The 16,558-nt window shown below is 70.6% G+C and carries 16 protein-coding genes; 14 read left to right on the top strand and 2 right to left on the bottom strand.

Translation table 11 applies throughout. The features are described from left to right. Nucleotides 1-15 precede the first annotated feature (15 nt). The 11 genes from ACFVJQ_RS31390 (at nt 16) to ACFVJQ_RS31340 (ending at nt 11,228) form a co-directional block, all read left to right on the top strand. On the top strand, nt 16-1,305 hold the full coding sequence (locus ACFVJQ_RS31390) for an ABC transporter substrate-binding protein (protein ID WP_385788916.1): 1,290 nt from the start codon (nt 16-18) through the stop codon (nt 1,303-1,305). A gap of 1 nt (nt 1,306) precedes the next feature. Beyond that, nucleotides 1,307-2,242 (top strand): carbohydrate ABC transporter permease, encoded by a 936-nt coding sequence (locus ACFVJQ_RS31385; protein ID WP_385513899.1) that lies wholly within the window; start codon nt 1,307-1,309, stop codon nt 2,240-2,242. Next, on the top strand, nt 2,242-3,081 hold the full coding sequence (locus ACFVJQ_RS31380; protein ID WP_385788914.1) for a carbohydrate ABC transporter permease: 840 nt from the start codon (nt 2,242-2,244) through the stop codon (nt 3,079-3,081). The genes ACFVJQ_RS31385 and ACFVJQ_RS31380 overlap by 1 nt, the downstream gene beginning before the upstream one ends. After that, nucleotides 3,078-5,156, top strand: coding sequence for an alpha-galactosidase (locus tag ACFVJQ_RS31375; RefSeq protein WP_385788912.1), 2,079 nt, complete (start codon nt 3,078-3,080; stop codon nt 5,154-5,156). The genes ACFVJQ_RS31380 and ACFVJQ_RS31375 overlap by 4 nt, the downstream gene beginning before the upstream one ends. 77 nt (nt 5,157-5,233) lie before the next feature. Beyond that, nucleotides 5,234-5,983, top strand: coding sequence for an SDR family NAD(P)-dependent oxidoreductase (locus ACFVJQ_RS31370; protein ID WP_385513902.1), 750 nt, complete (start codon nt 5,234-5,236; stop codon nt 5,981-5,983). 40 nt (nt 5,984-6,023) lie between these two features. Continuing rightward, complete coding sequence (locus ACFVJQ_RS31365; protein WP_224739628.1) at nt 6,024-6,755, top strand: FadR/GntR family transcriptional regulator; 732 nt, start codon at nt 6,024-6,026, stop codon at nt 6,753-6,755. Beyond that, complete coding sequence (dgoD, locus tag ACFVJQ_RS31360) at nt 6,752-7,897, top strand: galactonate dehydratase (protein WP_385513903.1); 1,146 nt, start codon at nt 6,752-6,754, stop codon at nt 7,895-7,897. Before ACFVJQ_RS31365 ends, dgoD begins: the two co-directional genes overlap by 4 nt. After that, on the top strand, nt 7,894-8,712 hold the full coding sequence (locus tag ACFVJQ_RS31355; protein WP_385513904.1) for a hypothetical protein: 819 nt from the start codon (nt 7,894-7,896) through the stop codon (nt 8,710-8,712). Before dgoD ends, ACFVJQ_RS31355 begins: the two co-directional genes overlap by 4 nt. A 28-nt stretch (nt 8,713-8,740) precedes the next feature. Next, entirely contained in the window at nt 8,741-9,373 is a 633-nt protein-coding gene (locus ACFVJQ_RS31350) for a bifunctional 4-hydroxy-2-oxoglutarate aldolase/2-dehydro-3-deoxy-phosphogluconate aldolase (RefSeq protein ID WP_385513905.1), read from the top strand. Beyond that, nucleotides 9,370-10,242 carry an SMP-30/gluconolactonase/LRE family protein gene (locus ACFVJQ_RS31345; RefSeq protein WP_385788908.1) on the top strand — a complete coding sequence of 291 codons (873 nt, stop codon included), beginning with the start codon at nt 9,370-9,372 and terminating at the stop codon, nt 10,240-10,242. Before ACFVJQ_RS31350 ends, ACFVJQ_RS31345 begins: the two co-directional genes overlap by 4 nt. Before the next feature lie 8 nt (nt 10,243-10,250). Continuing rightward, a complete protein-coding gene (locus ACFVJQ_RS31340; RefSeq protein ID WP_385513907.1) occupies nt 10,251-11,228 on the top strand; it encodes a sugar kinase in 978 nt (325 codons plus the stop codon). Nucleotides 11,229-11,358: 130 nt separating this feature from the next. On the opposite strand, the gene ACFVJQ_RS31335 is transcribed toward ACFVJQ_RS31340, so the two are convergent. After that, a complete protein-coding gene (locus tag ACFVJQ_RS31335) occupies nt 11,359-12,303 on the bottom strand; it encodes an AraC family transcriptional regulator (RefSeq protein ID WP_385513908.1) in 945 nt (314 codons plus the stop codon). A 204-nt stretch (nt 12,304-12,507) separates the two neighbouring features. Here ACFVJQ_RS31335 and ACFVJQ_RS31330 point away from each other — a divergent pair, with 204 nt between their 5' ends. The 3 genes from ACFVJQ_RS31330 to ACFVJQ_RS31320 all read left to right on the top strand — a co-directional run bounded on the left by ACFVJQ_RS31330 (nt 12,508) and on the right by ACFVJQ_RS31320 (nt 15,355). Continuing rightward, nucleotides 12,508-13,380 carry an SDR family NAD(P)-dependent oxidoreductase gene (locus tag ACFVJQ_RS31330; protein WP_385513934.1) on the top strand — a complete coding sequence of 291 codons (873 nt, stop codon included), beginning with the start codon at nt 12,508-12,510 and terminating at the stop codon, nt 13,378-13,380. 511 nt (nt 13,381-13,891) lie between these two features. Then, complete coding sequence (locus ACFVJQ_RS31325; protein ID WP_385513909.1) at nt 13,892-14,188, top strand: GYD domain-containing protein; 297 nt, start codon at nt 13,892-13,894, stop codon at nt 14,186-14,188. Nucleotides 14,189-14,995: 807 nt separating this feature from the next. After that, nucleotides 14,996-15,355, top strand: coding sequence for a peptidoglycan-binding protein (locus tag ACFVJQ_RS31320; protein WP_385513910.1), 360 nt, complete (start codon nt 14,996-14,998; stop codon nt 15,353-15,355). A 582-nt stretch (nt 15,356-15,937) separates the two neighbouring features. Here ACFVJQ_RS31320 and ACFVJQ_RS31315 read toward each other — a convergent pair. Beyond that, nucleotides 15,938-16,153 carry a hypothetical protein gene (locus tag ACFVJQ_RS31315; protein ID WP_129798055.1) on the bottom strand — a complete coding sequence of 72 codons (216 nt, stop codon included), beginning with the start codon at nt 16,151-16,153 and terminating at the stop codon, nt 15,938-15,940. Nucleotides 16,154-16,558: the final 405 nt, after the last annotated feature.

Here is a 16,558-nt window from a genome sequence, read left to right as displayed (position 1 = left end):
CACAGGGAGCCCTCCATGACGAACCCTCAGCCCAGCCGACGGCGCTTCCTCGCCGGGCTCGGCGCCGCCGGGACGACGGCGCTGCTCAGCGGCTGCGTCACCGCCACCTCTTCCTCGAAGTCGTCCTCCAAGGGCGCGGTCACCCTCCAGTCCAACCTGTCCGCACCGCAGGCCAAGGCGGCCATGGAGGACATCGTCGCCGCCTACAGCAGGAAGGAGGGAGCCGGGCGCGTCAGCCTCAACACGGTCGCCGCGGAGACCTTCCGCACCCAGCTGCCGACGTATCTGACCTCCGCCAACCCGCCTGACGTGTACACCTGGTACCCCGGCTCGGTGGCGGACGCCTACGCCAGGAAGGACCTGCTGCTCGACCTCGACGAGCTCTGGGGCTCGTCCGACCTCAAGCGCTACTCCAAGGCGCTGAACACGCTGTGCACCGCAAGCTCCGGCAAGAAGGTCTTCGTCCCCACCAGCTACTACTGGTGGGGCATGTTCTACCGGAAGTCCAACTTCGCCAAGTGGGACGTGAGCGAACCCAGGACCTGGGACGAATTCCTCGACCTGTGCGACAAGCTCAAGTCCAAGGGCGTCGCCCCCATCGGCCTGGGCGCCGGCGGCAACACCGCCTGGGTGGCCTCCGCATGGTTCGACTACCTGGACATCCGCGTCAACGGTGCGATCTACCACCGCGAACTGCTCGCCGGAAAGCACCGCTTCGACGACCCCGAGGTCCGCAAGGTCTTCGACCGCTGGCAGGAAGTGCTGCCGTACTTCGACCCGAACGGCACCGCGGGCGCCTTCCAGGACGCCACGACCGCCCTGCTCAACGGCCGCAGCGGCATGATGCTGATCGGCACGTTCTTCGCCGACGCGGCGCCCAAGGACGCCCTCGACGACATCGACTTCTTCCGCTTCCCGGTCATCGACGCGAAGGTCCCGCTCGCCGAGGAGGCCCCCACCGACGGCTACTTCGCCGGCGCCCGCACCGGACGCCGCGACGGGGTGCTCGATCTGCTGGGCTACCTCGCCACCGCCGAGTCGCAGGAGATCTACATCAAGGGATCGTCCGGCACCGTCCTGCCCTGTCACCCCGACGCCAAGGACGCCGGCACCCCGCTGGTGAAGAAGGGCCGCGCACACATCGAGGAGGCGGCCGAGATCACCCAGTTCTTCAACCGCGACTCCAGCGACGCCCTCCAGCCCACCGCCGACACCGCGCTGACCAAGTTCCTCGCCAAGCCCAAGGAGATCGGCAGCATCCTCACCGACTGGCAGCGCGACGCCGAGAAGATCTGGGACGCCTGACATGGCCGTTCTGACCGCCCCCCACCGCAAGCTCCCGGTTCCGGCGCCGTCCCGTGGCGGCCGGGGCCGGGGCCCTGGGCGCACCCCGCCGCTGGTGGTCGCCTTCGTCCTCGTCCCGCTGCTCGCCGAGGCCGTGTGGGTGTTCTGGCCCGCGCTCCAGGGCTTCTACCTCGCCCTGACCAGCTGGGACGGCGTGTCGACGCCGAAGTTCATCGGACTGGACAACTTCCGGGAGATGGCGAGCGACGACATCTTCCGCGGCGCCGTCGGCCACACCGTGCTGTGGCTGGCGCTGTTCGGCGGCCTGTCCGCCCTGCTGGGCCTCGCCGCCGCGCTGCTGCTCCAGCAGGAGCGGCGCGGCGTCGGCTTCTACCGTGCCGCCCTGTTCCTGCCCGTCGTCTTCTCCCTGGTCGCCACCGCCCTGGTCTGGCAGGCCATCTACCAGCCCGACGGCGTCCTCAACCAGCTCCTGGAATCGGTCGGCCTCGGCAGCCTGCGGCACGCCTGGCTCGCCGACCAGGACACCGCCCTGTACGCGGTCATCGTGCCCGCGCTGTGGCGGCAGATCGGCTATGTGATGGTCCTGTACCTCGCCGGCCTCAAAGGCATCGACCCGGCCCTGTACGAGGCCGCCAAGGTCGACGGCGCCGGACCCTGGCAGCGCTTCCGCCACGTCACCCTGCCCCAACTGCGCAGCGTCAACGCGGTCGTTGTATCCGTCATCATCATCGACTCGCTGCGCTCCTTCGACGTCGTGTGGTCGCTGACCCGCGGCGGCCCCTACCACTCGTCCGAACTGCTGAGCACCTACATGTACTCGACCGCCTTCCAGTCCCTGCGGCTCGGATACGGCTCCGCCCTGGCCGTCGTCATCTTCCTGCTGGCGTTCGGCGTCATCGCCTCCTACCTCGTGCGCGCCTTCCGGGAGGCCGACTGATGTCCACCGCCCTTCGGCGCAAGCGCGCTGCGACCGCCGGATTCCATCTGAGCGCTGGCGCGCTGGCCGTCCTGTGGCTGCTGCCCATCGCCCTGGTTCTGGTGACCAGCCTGCGCTCCTTCGACGACATCGCCGCGAACGGGCTGGGCAGTTGGCCCCGCTCCTTCACCCTGGACAACTTCCGTCTGGCCTGGGTCGACGGCGGCCAGCAGCGCGCCCTGATCAACAGCCTGATCGTCACCGTCCCGTGCGTCCTGGTGACGCTGGCCCTGGCGGCCATGGCCGCGTTCGCCCTCAGCCGCTACGAACTTCCCCTGCGCCGCTTTGTGTTGCTGCTCATGCTCGGCGGCAACCTGCTCCCGCCGCAGATCCTGCTCATCCCCGTCTCCAAGCTGAGCGAGATGATGGGCGTCCACGACACCCTGTTCGCCCTGATCGGCGTGCAGATCGGCTTCGGCGTCGGCTTCTACGTCTTCGTCCTGCACGGCTTCATGCGGGCCATCCCCATCGAGATCCAGCAGGCGGCCGTCGTCGACGGCGCCGGGCCCTGGCAGATCTTCTGGCGGATCATCCTGCCGCTGACCCGGCCCGCCCTCGCCGCGCTCAGCGCCCTGTCGTTCACCTGGATCTTCAACGACCTGCTGTGGGCGATCACCGTGCTGCGCAGCGACACCAAGATGCCGATCACCGCCGCCCTCATCGGACTCCAGGGACAGTACGTGTCGATGTGGAACGTGATCGCCGCCGGTTCCGTCATCGCCGCCGCGCCCACCGTGGCCGTGTTCCTCCGCTTCCAGCGCCACTTCGTGGCGGGCCTCAACCTCGGAGCAGTGAAGTGACGCCGTACCAGCGCTGGACCCTGCGCACCGAGCACACCAGCTACACCGTCCGCCTGTCCCCGGACGGCCCCTGGGCCGAACTGGACGCCTGGGGACCGCACGGCGTCGAGAACGGGCCGTCGGCGCTCGACTGGTCGCACCGCACCCACTTCATCACGCCCGCCGACGTCGCCCCCGCCGAGTACCTGCCGCACGGGCTGCGGCCGTTCAACGGAGCCGACCTCGTCGCGAGCCGCCCCGGCCACGAACGCGGCACCTGGTGGACCTTCGCCGGAGCACAGGCGGAGGAACACAACTTGCGGCTGACCTTCATCGACGACGTCCTCGGACTGCGCACCACCCTGTGCTACGCCACCGTGCCGGGCACCGACGTCCTGCACCGCTGGACCGAACTCACCTGCACCGGAACCCAGGAGCTGCGCCTCGAGCGCATCGACTCGGCCGCCGTGAACGTCCCCGTCACCGCGGGAGCACGCCTCACCTACCTCACCGGCCAGTGGTCCCAGGAGTTCCAGCGCACCCAACTCGACCTGGCCAGGGGCATGTTCACCATGGGCAGCACTCAGGGCGCGCCCGGTCACGCCTACGCACCCTGGCTCGCCGTGCAGGACGGCACGACGGACGCCGCCCCCGCCTACGGTGTGGCCCTGGAGTGGCCCGGCAACTGGCACATCACCGCCGAAGCCGAACCCGGCGGCGCGATCCGGGTCCGTGCCGGGCGGGTGCCGCACGAGGGAGCGGTCGTACTGGCACCCGGCGCCACCCTCACCACACCCCGCCTCGCCTGCGCGTTCAGCCCGGACGGACTCGACGGCCTGTCCCGCGTCTGGCACCGCTACGACCGCCACCTCGCCGGCGACCGCCTGCGGCGCACCCGCAAGGTCCTCTACAACTCCTGGGAAGCCACCGGCTTCGACGTCGACGCCGCCGGACAGCTCGAACTGGCCAAGGCGGCCGCGGACATCGGCGCCGAGCTGTTCGTGGTGGACGACGGCTGGTTCACCGGCCGCAGCGACGACACCGGTGGACTCGGCGACTGGTATCCGGACCCGGAGGCATTTCCACAGGGCTTCGACCGGTTCGTCGGAGAGGTGCGCGGCCTGGGCCTGGACTTCGGTCTGTGGATCGAGCCCGAGGCGGTCAGCCCCGGAAGCAGCCTCCACGCCGCACACCCCGACTGGGTCTACCGCATCGACGGCCGCCCCGCCCGCCTGGTCCGCAACCAGCTCCTGCTCGACCTCGGCCGCACCGACGTCCAGGACTTCGTGATCGGCACCCTGGACCGGCTCCTCGGCACGTATGACATCGGCTACCTGAAGTGGGACATGAACCGCCCGCCCACCGAACGCGGCCGCCCCGGCGCCGCCGGCCCCGTCGACCTGGACGCGGAGCACGTCGCCGGATACCTGCGCGTGCTGGACCACCTGCGCACCGCCCACCCCGACGTCACCGTCGAAGGCTGCGCGGGCGGCGGCGGTCGCATCGACCACGCGACGCTGGCCCGCACCGACGTCGTCTGGCCCAGCGACAACACCGCCCCGCTGGACCGGCTGACTGTCCAGCACGGCTTCCTGCACGCCCACGCACCGCACGTGATGAGCTCCTGGGTCACCGACGCCCCGGGCGTCTTCGACCCGCGCCCGCGCAGCCTCGCGTTCCGCTTCGTGAACGCCATGTGCGGAGTACTGGGAGTAGGGGCCGACCTGCGTGCATGGACACCGGACCAGCGGGCCGAGGCGGCTCGGTGGATCGCCCGCTACAAGGAGGTGCGCGAGGTCCTCCACCACGGAGAGGTCCGGCTGCTCGGCACCCCGGCGGACACCACCTGCGGTGTGCAGTACGACTTCGGCGACCGCACGGTCGTCGCCGCGCTGGGCACCGGGCGCCTCGACGGTGCCCCGCTCGTGCCCGGAAGCCCCGACCGGCTCCGGCTGCGGGCGCTGGACCCGGCGGCGCGCTATCGGGACACGGCGACGGGGACGACGTACAGCGGAGCCCATCTGCTGCACTACGGGCTGCCTTTCACCTGGAGGGCCGATCATGATGCCGACCTGGTGGTACTGACACATCAGTGAGCCGCATATGTTTCCCGCACGGCCTGTCCCAGCTCACGAAGCTCACGAAGGACGCTCACAAAGGAGTCGACCCCACGATGGACCGCTTCACCGGCCGTACGGCCGTGGTCACCGGCGCGGCCTCCGGCATCGGCGCCGCCACCGCCGTACGCCTGGCCGAGGAGGGAGCCGCCGTCGTGCTCGCCGATGTGGCGGAGGAGCGTGGCGCGGCGGTGGCGGAACGGATCGCGAAGGACGGCGGCCGGGCCCGGTTCGTGCGGGCCGACGTGGCGGCGGAGGAGGACTGGCGCCGGATCGTGGCCGCCGCCCACGACTTCGGGCCCGTGGACGTCCTCGTCAGCAACGCCTACACCGTGGACGTGGCACCGGCGCACGAGCTGGACCTGGAGTCGTGGCAGCGGCAGCTCTCCGTCAATCTCACCGCGAGTTTCCTCGGCTTCCGGGCGGTGCTGCCCGATCTGCGGGACCGGCGAGGAGCGGCGGTGCTGACCTCGTCCGTCCACGCGCGCGTGGGCATCCCCGGGCACCCCGCCTACGCCGCGTCCAAGGGAGCCCTGCTGTCCCTGTGCGGCCAACTCGCCGTCGAGTACGGCCCCGAGGTCCGCGTCAACGCCGTCCTGCCGGGCCCGATCCTCACCGCCGCCTGGGACAGGGTGCCGCCCGAGGAGCGGCAGCGCAGCATCGCCGAGACCGCGGTCCGCCGCTTCGGCACCCCCGAGGAAGTGGCCGCGGCCATCGCGTTCCTCAGCGCCGACGAAGCCTCCTTCATCACCGGCTCCAGCCTCCTCGTCGACGGAGGCTGGAGCGTCGTGAAGGCCTCCGCATGACCACCGCCACGCCCCCACACCAGCAGAAAGGCTGTACGACATGACGCCCTACGCCCGCCGCGGCGTGCACGGCCAGACCGTGGAAGCCCTCGCCCGCCGCATCCTGGGCGGCGAGATTCCCGAAGGGGCCACGCTCGACCTGGTGGCACTGCAGAGCGAACTGGACGTCAGCCTCACCGCCCTGCGCGAGTCCCTCAAGGTACTGGCCGCCAAGGGCATGGTCGACGCCCGCCAGAAACGCGGCACCTTCGTCCGGGCCCGCGCCGACTGGAACCTGCTCGACGCCGACGTGCTGCGCTGGCAGTTCGAGGGCGGCCGCACCACCGACACCGACCGCGCACTCCTGCGCAACCTCGCCGAGGTCCGCGCCATCATCGAACCGGCCGCCGTACGCCTGGCCGCCGAGCGCCGCACCGACGCCGACCTGGCGGCGCTGGAGAGCGCCGTGGACGCGATGCGGGAGCAGGGCACCGACCCGGCCCACGCCGTGGAGGCCGACCTCGCCTTCCACCGCGCCTTGCTCGCCGCCACCCACAACGAACTGCTCGAACGCATGGAGGTGGTCATCGAGCCCGGCCTGGCCCACCGCGACCGCATCGTGCACAGCCACCCGCACAGCGAGGACCCCGTACCGGCCCACCGCGCCGTCCTGGACGCCGTGCGCGACCAGGACCCGCAGGCCGCCGAGGCCGCCATGCGTGCCCTGCTCGACCAGGCCGGCCGCGACCTGGACCGGATCGAGAGCCCCGACGACACGAAAGGCGGCAAGTGAAGATCGCCCGCATAGAAACCTTCCTGGTCCCGCCGCGCTGGCTGTTCTGTCGGATCGAGACCGACGACGGCGTGGTCGGCTGGGGCGAACCCGTCGTCGAGGGACGCGCGGAGGTCGTCCGCGCCGCCGTCGACGTCCTCGCCGAGTACCTGACCGGCCAGGACCCGCTGCGCATCCAGGACCACTGGCAGGTGCTGACCAAGGGCGGCTTCTACCGCGGCGGCCCCGTCCTGTCCAGCGCCGTCGCCGGCCTCGACCAGGCGTTGTGGGACATCGCGGGCAAGACCTACGGCGCCCCGGTGCACGCCCTGCTGGGCGGCCCCGTGCGCGACCGCGTCCGTGTCTACGCCTGGGTCGGCGGCGACGAACCCGCCGAGCTGTCCGAACAGATCACCGCCCAGGTGGAGGCCGGTTTCACCGCGGTGAAGATGAACGCCGCCGGCGCCACCTCACCGGTCGTCACCGCGGCCGAGACGGCCGAGGTCGTCGCCCGCGTGGCCGCCGCCCGGGACCTCCTCGGCCCGCACCGCGACGTCGCCGTCGACTTCCACGGCCGCTTCACCGCCGCCTCCGCCCGCCGCGTCCTGGCCGAACTCGCCCCGCTGCACCCGTTGTTCGTGGAGGAACCGGTCGTCCCCGACCACGGCCACCTGCTGCCCGGCCTGGTCGCCGCGAGCCCGGTACCCCTGGCCACCGGCGAACGCCTCTACTCGCGCACCGACTTCCTGCCCGCGCTCACCGCCGGCATCGCCGTCGCCCAACCCGACCTCTCCCACGCCGGCGGCATCTCCGAGGTGCACCGCATCGCCTCGCTCGCCGAGACCTACGGCGCCCAGCTCGCCCCGCACTGCCCGCTCGGCCCGATCGCACTGGCGGCCAGCCTGCAGGTCGCCTTCGCCACCCCCAACTTCCTCATCCAGGAGCAGAGCCGCGGCATCCACTACAACAAGGATGCCGACCTGCTGTCCTACCTGGTCGACCCCGAACCGTTCCGGTTCGTCGACGGCCACGCGTCCCGCGGCCACGCCCCCGGCCTGGGCATCACCGTCGACGAGGCCGCCGTACGCGCCGCCGACCGCACCGGTCACGCCTGGCGCAACCCGGTGTGGCGGCACCCCGACGGTTCCTTCGCGGAGTGGTGAGCGTGCCGCTGGACATCGTCACCGACCCTGCCCACGGCGGCCGTTGGACCTCACTGCGCACGGCCGGGCGCGAATGGCTGTGGCGGCGTCAGGCACCCGAGCGGGAGAGCGTGTCACCCGGCGACCCGTTCGTGGACGCGGGCGGACTGGAGGAATGCATCCCCACCGTCCGCGGCACCCCCGACCACGGTGACGCCTGGTCACGCCCCTGGACCCGAGACGCGGACAGGGACGTCGTCCACTGCGACCGGTTCACGCTGACCCGCGCCATCCGCAGCACCCACGACGGAGCCGAGGCCGACTACGTACTGACAGCCGACGCCGGTTTCCGCTTCGTATGGGCCGCCCACGCCCTGCTCGACCTCTCCGACCGTGCGACGGTGCACTCCCGCGACGGAGCGAGCACCCGCCTCTTCCCCGAGGCGGCCCCGCTGGTGGACCGGGCGTGGCCGAAGGGCGCCGCGTGGCTGGCAGGGAGCTGGCCCGTCCCCTGCGGACTGCGCCTGGACCGGTTCGGTCCGGACGACGGCAGCGCGGTCGGAGCCGTCGTGGACGCATCCCGCTGCTGCGTCCACGATCACACCGACCGTCTGTCGTTGGCTCTCGAAGCCGACGGACAGCCGTTGTCCGTCGCCCTGTGGCGCAACCTGGGCGGCTTCCCCGCCGCGCACCCCTACCGCAGTACGGGTGTCGAGCCGATGCTCGGCCGCGTCTTCGACCTCGCCGAAGCAGGCCCCGGTGACGCAGCCCGGGTCCCCGCGTCCGGCGAGGTGCGGTGGCGGTTGACGCTGACCGCCAACTGCCGCTGCCCGTGAACCGACCTGTCCGACAAGGAGCTCGTCCATGAATCTTCGAGCGGCCCTGGCCGCCCACCGCCTGCTCGCCATCGTGCGCGGAGACGACCCGGAGGGAGCGTTGCGCACCGTGCTGACCCTGGCCGACGAGGGCGTCGAGCTGATCGAGGTGTCGCTGAGCGGCAAGGACGCCCTGTCCGTCATCGAGCGGGCGCGCGAAGCACTCGGCCCCGACCGGCCCCTGGGCGCCGGTACCGTCCTGACCACCGACGATGCTCGTGCCGCCCAGCGGGCCGGTGCGAACTTCGCCGTCACCCCTGCGCTCGGGGACGGCATCGACGCGGCGCACGGGCTCGGCCTGCCGGTCCTGGCCGGGGTGATGACCCCGACCGAGATCCTGGCCGCACGTACGTGTGGCGCCGCCGCACTGAAGATCTTCCCGGCTGCCCAAGCCGGGGGCCCCACCTACCTGAAGGCACTGCAGGGACCGTTCCCGCACGAGCCGTTCGTGCCGGTGGGCGGTGTCGACGCGACGGCCGCCCGGGAGTATCTGGCTGCCGGAGCCATCGCCGTCGGGGTGGGCTCGCCTCTGGTCGGCGACGCCGCGGACGGCGGCAGCACGGCCGCACTGCGTGAACGCGCCCGCGTCTTCCGCACCGTCGTACAGGACGCCACGCCGTGACCGAAGCCGAAGCCCTCCGTCCCGACCGCCTCGAGCTCGGTGAGGGCATCCGCTGGACGGACCGCGGCATCGTCCTCGTGGACATCCTCGCGGGCCGTCTGCTCACCGCCGTCGGCGATCCCACCGACCCCCTGCAGCAGCTGACCCAACTGCCCGTCCCCTTGGGCGCGGTGGCCCCCGTGGCGGGCGCTCCGGGCACCTGGATCGCCGCTGCGGGCACCGGGATCTGCCTGCTCGCTCCCGACGGGGCGACACGGTGGCTGGCACGGCCCGAAGCGGCCGCCGCACGGCCCATGCGCATGAACGACGCGACCGCCGATCCCTCCGGCCGCTTCTGGGCGGGCAGCATGGCCTACGACGCCCACGAGGGGGCCGGCTCCCTCTACCGGATCGACCACGACGGCACGGTGGCCCGCCTCCTCGACGGCATCACGGTCCCGAACGGGCCGGCGTTCACGGACGACGGCGCCACCATGTACCTGGCCGACAGCGCACGGGGAATCATCCGGCGCTACCCCGTGGACCCGGTCACCGCCGACCTCGGGGCACCGGAGGCGTTCGTCACCGTCGCGGACGGCAGCCCCGACGGCATGGTGGTGGACGTCCAAGGCGCCGTGTGGGTTGCGGTGTGGGGCACTGGCACCGTACGCCGGTATCTGCCGGACGGCCGCCTCGACCGCACGCTACGCCTGCCCGCACGACAGCCCGCCGGCGTATGCCTGCAGGAGGACCGCCTCCACATCACCACCGCCCGTGTGGGACTCACCGCGCCCGGCCCTCACGACGGCGCGGTCTTCACCGCCCGGGTCGACGTACCAGGCCGACCGGCGGCCTCCTACCGTCACCGTCCGTCCGCTTCACCCCCCTGAGAGGTGTCATGAACAACGTCTGGCGGCCTGCCGAAGGAGCGGTGGTCTGCATCGGCGAAACCATGGCCGCCCTGGCCCCCGCCCCGTCCGAGTCGCTGGAGACCGCCGAATACCTGCGGATATCGGTGGCCGGGGCGGAGTCGAACGTGGCGATGTACCTTGCGGACCTGGGCGTCCCCGTCTCCTGGCTCTCGGCACTGGGCGACGACGCGCTGGGACGGCGAGTGCGCGCCGCGGTTGCCGCGGCGGGCGTCGACGTCAGCGGCGTACGCTGCGACCCCGAGCGACCCACGGGCCTGCTCGTGAAGGAGCCAGCCGGCACCCGTACCCGCGTCCACTACTACCGCAGCAACTCGGCGGCTTCGGCCCTCGGCCCCGACGTACTGGACGACGACAAACTCCGGTCAGCCTCCCTCGTACATCTCACGGGCGTGACCCCGGCACTGTCCCCGTCCTGCCGGAGCCTGGTGACCCAGGCGCTCACCACCCCGCCGAGCGAGCGTCCCTACACCATCAGCTTCGACGTCAACCACCGCCCAGCGCTCTGGCCGCCCGGAACGGCCGCCGCCGCGCTACGCGATCTGGCCGACCGCGCCGACATCACGTTCGTGGGCCTCGACGAGGCACAGGGACTCTGGAACACCGGCCCCGAAGCGGCCGACGTGCGCAAGCTGTTGCCGCACCCGCGCCTCCTCGTCGTCAAGAACGGCGGCCACACGGCCACTGCCTTCAGCGACGAAGACACGTGGACCGTGCCCGCACTACGCACGGACGTGGTGGAACCCGTCGGCGCGGGCGATGCCTTCGCCGCCGGATTCCTGGCCGGCCTGCTGCAGGACGGGGACATACCGCGCGCGCTGCGGCTCGGGCACATCACGGCAGCGTCGGCTCTCGAAGTGACGGACGATCACGGCCGGTTGCCGGATTGGGACCGGATCCAGCGGCTCCTCGACCTTCCGGCGCAGGAATGGGAAACACAGGGATGACACGCGCCCGCAGCCGAACCGGCCGGCACCTCGGGCAGGAAGGCGGGCGTCTGTGACATGCACTGGCCCGGCACAGGCTGATGACGATGAAGCGAGGCCGAGTCGAGAGCGATCCCGAGTGCTGCCTCCCTCATCCTGCCGGTTCGAGGGAGGCAGCCTGCCGTCTCGCCTCGTGTCGGTTGCGGTAAGTGCGGGGTGAGGTGCCGGTGACCCGCTTGAATGCGGAGCTGAGGGCACTTTCGGAGCCGTAGCCGACAGCGCGGGCGATCGTGGCGAGTGTTTCGGTCCCCTTGCGCAGGCGTTCGGAGGCCAGTTCGATGCGCCATCCGGTGAGGTAGTCGAGTGGCCCTTGACCGACCGTGTCCTTGAACCGTGCCGCGAGGGTGGAGCGGGAGACAGCGCTGGCGCGCGCCAACTCGGCCACCGTCCATGGACGTTCAGGTGTGGTGTGCATCGACGTCAAGGCCGTGGCCACGACCGGGTCCGCGAGGCCGGCCAGCCACCCCGACACCGCGTGCGGCCCGCGGGTGAGGTGCAGGCGCAGCGCATGGATGAGCATGACGACGGCGAGATGCTGGGCCACCAGCGTCGACGCCATCGGCCTGTGCTGCAGCTCCTGGTCGATCTGGGTGAGCGCCCACTGCAAGGTGCCGGCTTCGCCGGATCCGGCCGGTATGTGGATGACCGGGGGGAGCGCATCGAGCAGCAACGCACGCGCTCGATCGCCGAACGAGAAACGTCCCCCGATGAGAAGAACGTCATTGCCTTCTCCCGTACGTGCGACCCCGCTTTCGGCCGCTGCGAAGATCGGGCCGGCTTCGACCGGAACCGCGTCGGCGTCGCTGTAGAGCGTGAACTCCAGCGGCCGGGTGAGGAGATAGCAGTCCCCCTCGACCAAGGGAATCGGCTCGCCGGCTCCCGCGACTCGAAGAAAGCACGTTCCGCGCCGGACGGCGTTGAACTTCACGCCATGCGGGGCTTCGAAGCGCACTGCCCACCTGCCGCCGGCCACCAGACTCGCCGACAGGTGGCTTCTCGTGTCGAGGAGTGCGAGGACGTCTTCGAGCGGATCCATCGCTGCCTCTCTGGACGATGGAGCAAGTTACCTGGACTTTCCAGCATAGCCAGTCCAGATATGTGCTCGTACGTTAGTGGGGTGAGCACACTCCCCAACAGGAAAGATCCGACCGTGAGCCACGCTGTTCGCCTGACCACACCGTTCCACTCGCACTCCACCACCACCGAAGTCATCGACGGTGTGGATCTCGCCGGACGCCGCATGATCGTCACCGGCGGCGCTTCCGGTATCGGCGTCGAAACCGTCCGCGCCCTGGCCACCGCTGGGGCGGAGGTCACCATCGCCACCCGGAACCCGGCGATGGCCGAACCGCTCATCCGTGACATCGCTGCCGTGCCCGGAGCGGGTGTGGTGCGGGTGGAGGCGATCGACCTGGCCGACCTCTCATCGGTGGCTTCCTTCGTACGGGCATGGCAAGGGCCACTCGACGCCCTCGTGGCCAACGCCGGCATCATGGCGATTCCGCACCGGCAGGTCACCGCCGAAGGCTGGGAACTGCAGCTGGCGACCAACTACCTCGGTCACTTCGCCCTCACTCTGGGACTGCATGACCACCTGCGTGCGGCCGGCACCGCCCGCATCGTCATCGTCAGCTCCGGCGCCCACCGGAACGCAGCGCTCGACTTCGACGATCCGCACTTCGTACGCCGCCCGTACGACCGCTGGGCGGCGTACGCGCAGTCCAAGACCGCTGACGTCCTGTTCGCCGTGGGCGCCCGCCGGTGGGTCGCCGACGGCATCACCGCCAACGCACTCAACCCCGGCTGGATCAGCACCAACCTTCAGCGCCACGTCGATGACGCCACGATGCGGGCGCTGGGGGCGATGGACGACGACGGGAACATCATCGAGCAGCCCTACTACAAGACGCCCGTCCAAGGCGCCGCGACTTCCGTAATGCTGGCGGCATCCCCCCTCGTGAACGGCGTCACCGGGCGCTACTTCGAAGACAATCAAGAGGCGGAGACCGTTGCCCACGACGATGAGGGGCAGGCCGGCGGTGTCGCGGCCCACGCCCTCGACCCGCAGGCTGCGGACCGCCTCTGGGATTACGCCACCAACGCCATCCGCTGATGGCGCATGCCGGATCAGTTCACGAACTTCGAGAGGCCGACTACATCACTGACATGTTCCGTGACAGCGGCGACCTTTCCTTCCCGCAGGGTGAACTGGAGCCGCATGCTGCTGCCGGGCGGTGCCCGCGTCGCCACCCGCATCACGAAGTGCCCGTGGGACGCGACCCAGTCGGCTCGAGCAGCCTCCGGTCCGCGCACAGCCGGACCAATGCGAGGGCAGGGGGGAGGAGTCGGCCGACGACCGGCAGCAGATCTCGCGTCGTCCAGTTGAATCAGGCGGAACTTGGCGGTCATGACCCACGGGTCGCAGCCGTCCGCTGGCACAGCAGACCGGCTGCGGCGGGGAAGTGCTCACGCAGGATCTGTGCCATGTCGAAAAGGCTGATCGACGATCCGCTGACGGCGATGAAGCGCTCGCCCGCCGCTTTCGGGTGCGCATCGTGTGCATGTTTCGGACGTTGTGCCCAGAATTAGTCTCATGATGTGTTCCCTCATGAAGGTGAAGGGTTATGCCGACGTACGTCACGTTGCTGAACTGGACCGATCAAGGGATCCGGAACTACAAGGACACCGCGAAGCGCGCCGAGGCCTTCGCCTCGGCGGTACAGAAGCTCGGGGCGAAGCTCCTGAACGTCTACTGGACCATCGGCCCGTACGACCTCGTGGCCATTGTTGAGGCTCCCGACGACGAAACCGCCACCGCGGCGCTCCTGCAGCTCGGCGGGGTGGGCAACGTCCGCACAACGACCTTGCGGGCCTTTGGCCAAGAGGAGATGGATCGCATCATCGCCAAGACCACTGGCTGAGGGCATGACAGACCTGGAGACCGAAGGATCGGGACGTGATCGGCCCGGGCCCTTTTCGCTGTGCTCCCGGCAGGATTCGAAGCCGCGACACCTGTTTTGGGAGAGAGGCCGGGCGGCAGGGCAGGTGACCTGCGGCTTCGTCGGCCGAGCCAGCGGGCAAGGATGCGGCCGGTAGCCCACCCCTCCGGACCGTGGCTGACCCCTGTTTCTGGCACGGCTGTGGGACCGCCTCACCCGCGGCCGCCAGCAGGCTGGCCGGAGGTCGGCGGCTGGGAGGCGGTCACTGCCGACCTGCTCCGGCTCATCCGGGACCGTGAATGCGATGCGTCGTCGAGGTCGGCAAGCAGCCGGCCTGGGCGGAAGCGGGGCGCACTCTGTGGCCGGGCGACGCGGCCTGCCGGCGCCCCGATCAGTCCCGAGGAAGCCTGGTGATGTCCGGCCACGAGCCGTACGCAGGTCTGGCGGACCTTTGGCGGCTGCTGGCCCGGTGCCCACGCGCCCAGCGCCGCGGTCGCCGGCGATCAGCCGGGGCCGAAGCAGGCGCCGGGCCTGTCGCCGTGTCCGGGAACGACGACAGCAGGGATTTCAGGTCCACAGCTGCGAGATCAAATACGTTTCGGCACGGGCAACGGCATCCAAGAGCGCTTCCTTGCGCAGCGCGGCCCGCCACTCCGTTTTGGCTTCGGCCGCGCCACGGACCTTCGGTCGTGCCGGGTTGTAACTCGCGGGCCTTGCTGAACGTGGGGAGAATAGGACGTACTCATCGACCCCAGACGCCCAGCGAGCGGCCGGGCCGGAAGGATCGGTATGAGACAGCGAAGACTGGTGACCGCCGTGCTGTGCACAGCCGCATCGCTGGGTCCGGCTGTGCCACAGGTCGCCGCAGCCGTCCCCAGCCAGTGCTCCCACATTCCATCGACGTATCGGCCCACGCTTGCGTACGGTGACACCACGGTGGCGGTGAAGCAGGCGGAATGCCTGAGCAACATGTGGGGAGGTCAGCCGCCCAAACTGGCTCTCGACGGCGTCTTCGACTCTGTCATGCTGAAGAAGATCGAGTGGATCCAGGGGTGCCACGGCCTGCCGGAGAGCGGCGTCATCGATGTGCGCACCTGGCAGGTGCTGTACCACCCCGCCCTGGACTGCTACAACCCCTATCCGGCTTGAGCAACCGGTCACCAGCCCGGTCAGCACGAGCAGGACATCGGCGGGCCTGCTGGAGGTGCTGCCGCAGCAGACCAAGCGCGAACGCCGCTTGGCCTTCGCCGACTTCCTGAACTGCTGCAACCGCGAGCGCCCACGCTCCGCGCTCGAGGCCGGTCAGGGCTCCCGCAGGCCCTGCTCCTTGGTCTGACCGGGCATCCGCGCGCCCGGCGCCTCCCTTCTCGGCGGGGCGCCGGGCCCAGCTGCCAAGTGGCCTGCCATGACCACCCGCACCGCTCGCCGGCAGATCAGGGGCTGCAGGTGGGGGACCCGGTCAAAGGCCCGAGGAAGGGCTGGTGAGTATCTGCCAGGAGAGTACTTGGAGGTTGCGCGGCGGTCCGACGTCTGACCGCCAGACCGCTGGTTGCCGGTCGTCTCCGCCAGGCGACGGCGCTCGGCGCGCCGACGGACTGAGTGAAAGGAGACCGCGGCGGAGAATGTCCTGTACAGCAGGCAGGCCGGGATGGTGACGGCGGACCACCGCGTGTGGGATACGGGAAGGGCGATGGCGTGTGCTGGTCCGAACGCCCCGGGATGCGGGAGGGTCTAGCCGGTTCCGCGGTCCAGGACGCGGCGGGCCGCCTCGGCTTCTGCCGCCGGCGGGGACAACTCGTCGAGGGTGTCGAGCTCGGTGTCGGCTTCCAGCTCCCGCTCCCAGGCTGCCGCGAGCTGTTCCTGTTCCTCGCGCGGTTTGGCGCTGACGGCCTTGCGGTGGTCCGGGTCCAAAGCCGCCAGGAATCGTCCGACCGGGTCCGTGGGCATGCTGTGCTCCTTGTCGCTGGGAAGGCGCTGCTCCCGGCCCAGCATTCCCAGCCGGGCCTGAGTCGGCTGCCCGACACGGCCTGTGACCACCCTGATGGCCCCCGCCGCCCAGCTCCGCTCTGCTGCGCACTGCACAGGGCCCTGCCCGACCACGGCGCCGGGTCAGGGTGCCAGATGAGGCCGACGGAGCGGGTAAGGGCCATGTCCCATTGCTCCTATGTCAAGCGGCCGTTGCGAGAGTGATCGCGTAGTCGTTGCGTACCGCTTGGAGTGGTGCAGCCGGGCGTCCTCCGTGGCTTCGCAAGGCCGAGGCGATGATCGCCGCGGCAACCGGGTGCCGGGCGGATGATGTACTGCGCAGGTCAAGCAGCGGCCCGCTGGCAGTACCCACGCCGGCACCCCGCA

This window comes from Streptomyces sp. NPDC127197, assembly GCF_042672405.1.
Taxonomy (GTDB): Bacteria; Actinomycetota; Actinomycetes; order Streptomycetales; family Streptomycetaceae; genus Streptomyces; species Streptomyces flavusporus.
This window is presented reverse-complemented; position numbering and strand designations above follow the sequence as displayed.

Coding starts and splice junctions, on each gene's coding strand:
- ACFVJQ_RS31385 (WP_385513899.1), top strand. CDS start 1,307: ATGGCCGTTCTGACCGCCCCCCACCGCAAGCTCCCGGTTCCGGCGCCG.
- ACFVJQ_RS31390 (WP_385788916.1), top strand. CDS start 16: ATGACGAACCCTCAGCCCAGCCGACGGCGCTTCCTCGCCGGGCTCGGC.
- ACFVJQ_RS31315 (WP_129798055.1), bottom strand. CDS start 16,153: ATGCCCACGGACCCGGTCGGACGATTCCTGGCGGCTTTGGACCCGGAC.
- ACFVJQ_RS31325 (WP_385513909.1), top strand. CDS start 13,892: ATGCCGACGTACGTCACGTTGCTGAACTGGACCGATCAAGGGATCCGG.
- ACFVJQ_RS31370 (WP_385513902.1), top strand. CDS start 5,234: ATGGACCGCTTCACCGGCCGTACGGCCGTGGTCACCGGCGCGGCCTCC.
- ACFVJQ_RS31320 (WP_385513910.1), top strand. CDS start 14,996: ATGAGACAGCGAAGACTGGTGACCGCCGTGCTGTGCACAGCCGCATCG.
- ACFVJQ_RS31330 (WP_385513934.1), top strand. CDS start 12,508: ATGATCGTCACCGGCGGCGCTTCCGGTATCGGCGTCGAAACCGTCCGC.
- ACFVJQ_RS31340 (WP_385513907.1), top strand. CDS start 10,251: ATGAACAACGTCTGGCGGCCTGCCGAAGGAGCGGTGGTCTGCATCGGC.
- ACFVJQ_RS31350 (WP_385513905.1), top strand. CDS start 8,741: ATGAATCTTCGAGCGGCCCTGGCCGCCCACCGCCTGCTCGCCATCGTG.
- ACFVJQ_RS31380 (WP_385788914.1), top strand. CDS start 2,242: ATGTCCACCGCCCTTCGGCGCAAGCGCGCTGCGACCGCCGGATTCCAT.
- ACFVJQ_RS31365 (WP_224739628.1), top strand. CDS start 6,024: ATGACGCCCTACGCCCGCCGCGGCGTGCACGGCCAGACCGTGGAAGCC.
- ACFVJQ_RS31335 (WP_385513908.1), bottom strand. CDS start 12,303: ATGGATCCGCTCGAAGACGTCCTCGCACTCCTCGACACGAGAAGCCAC.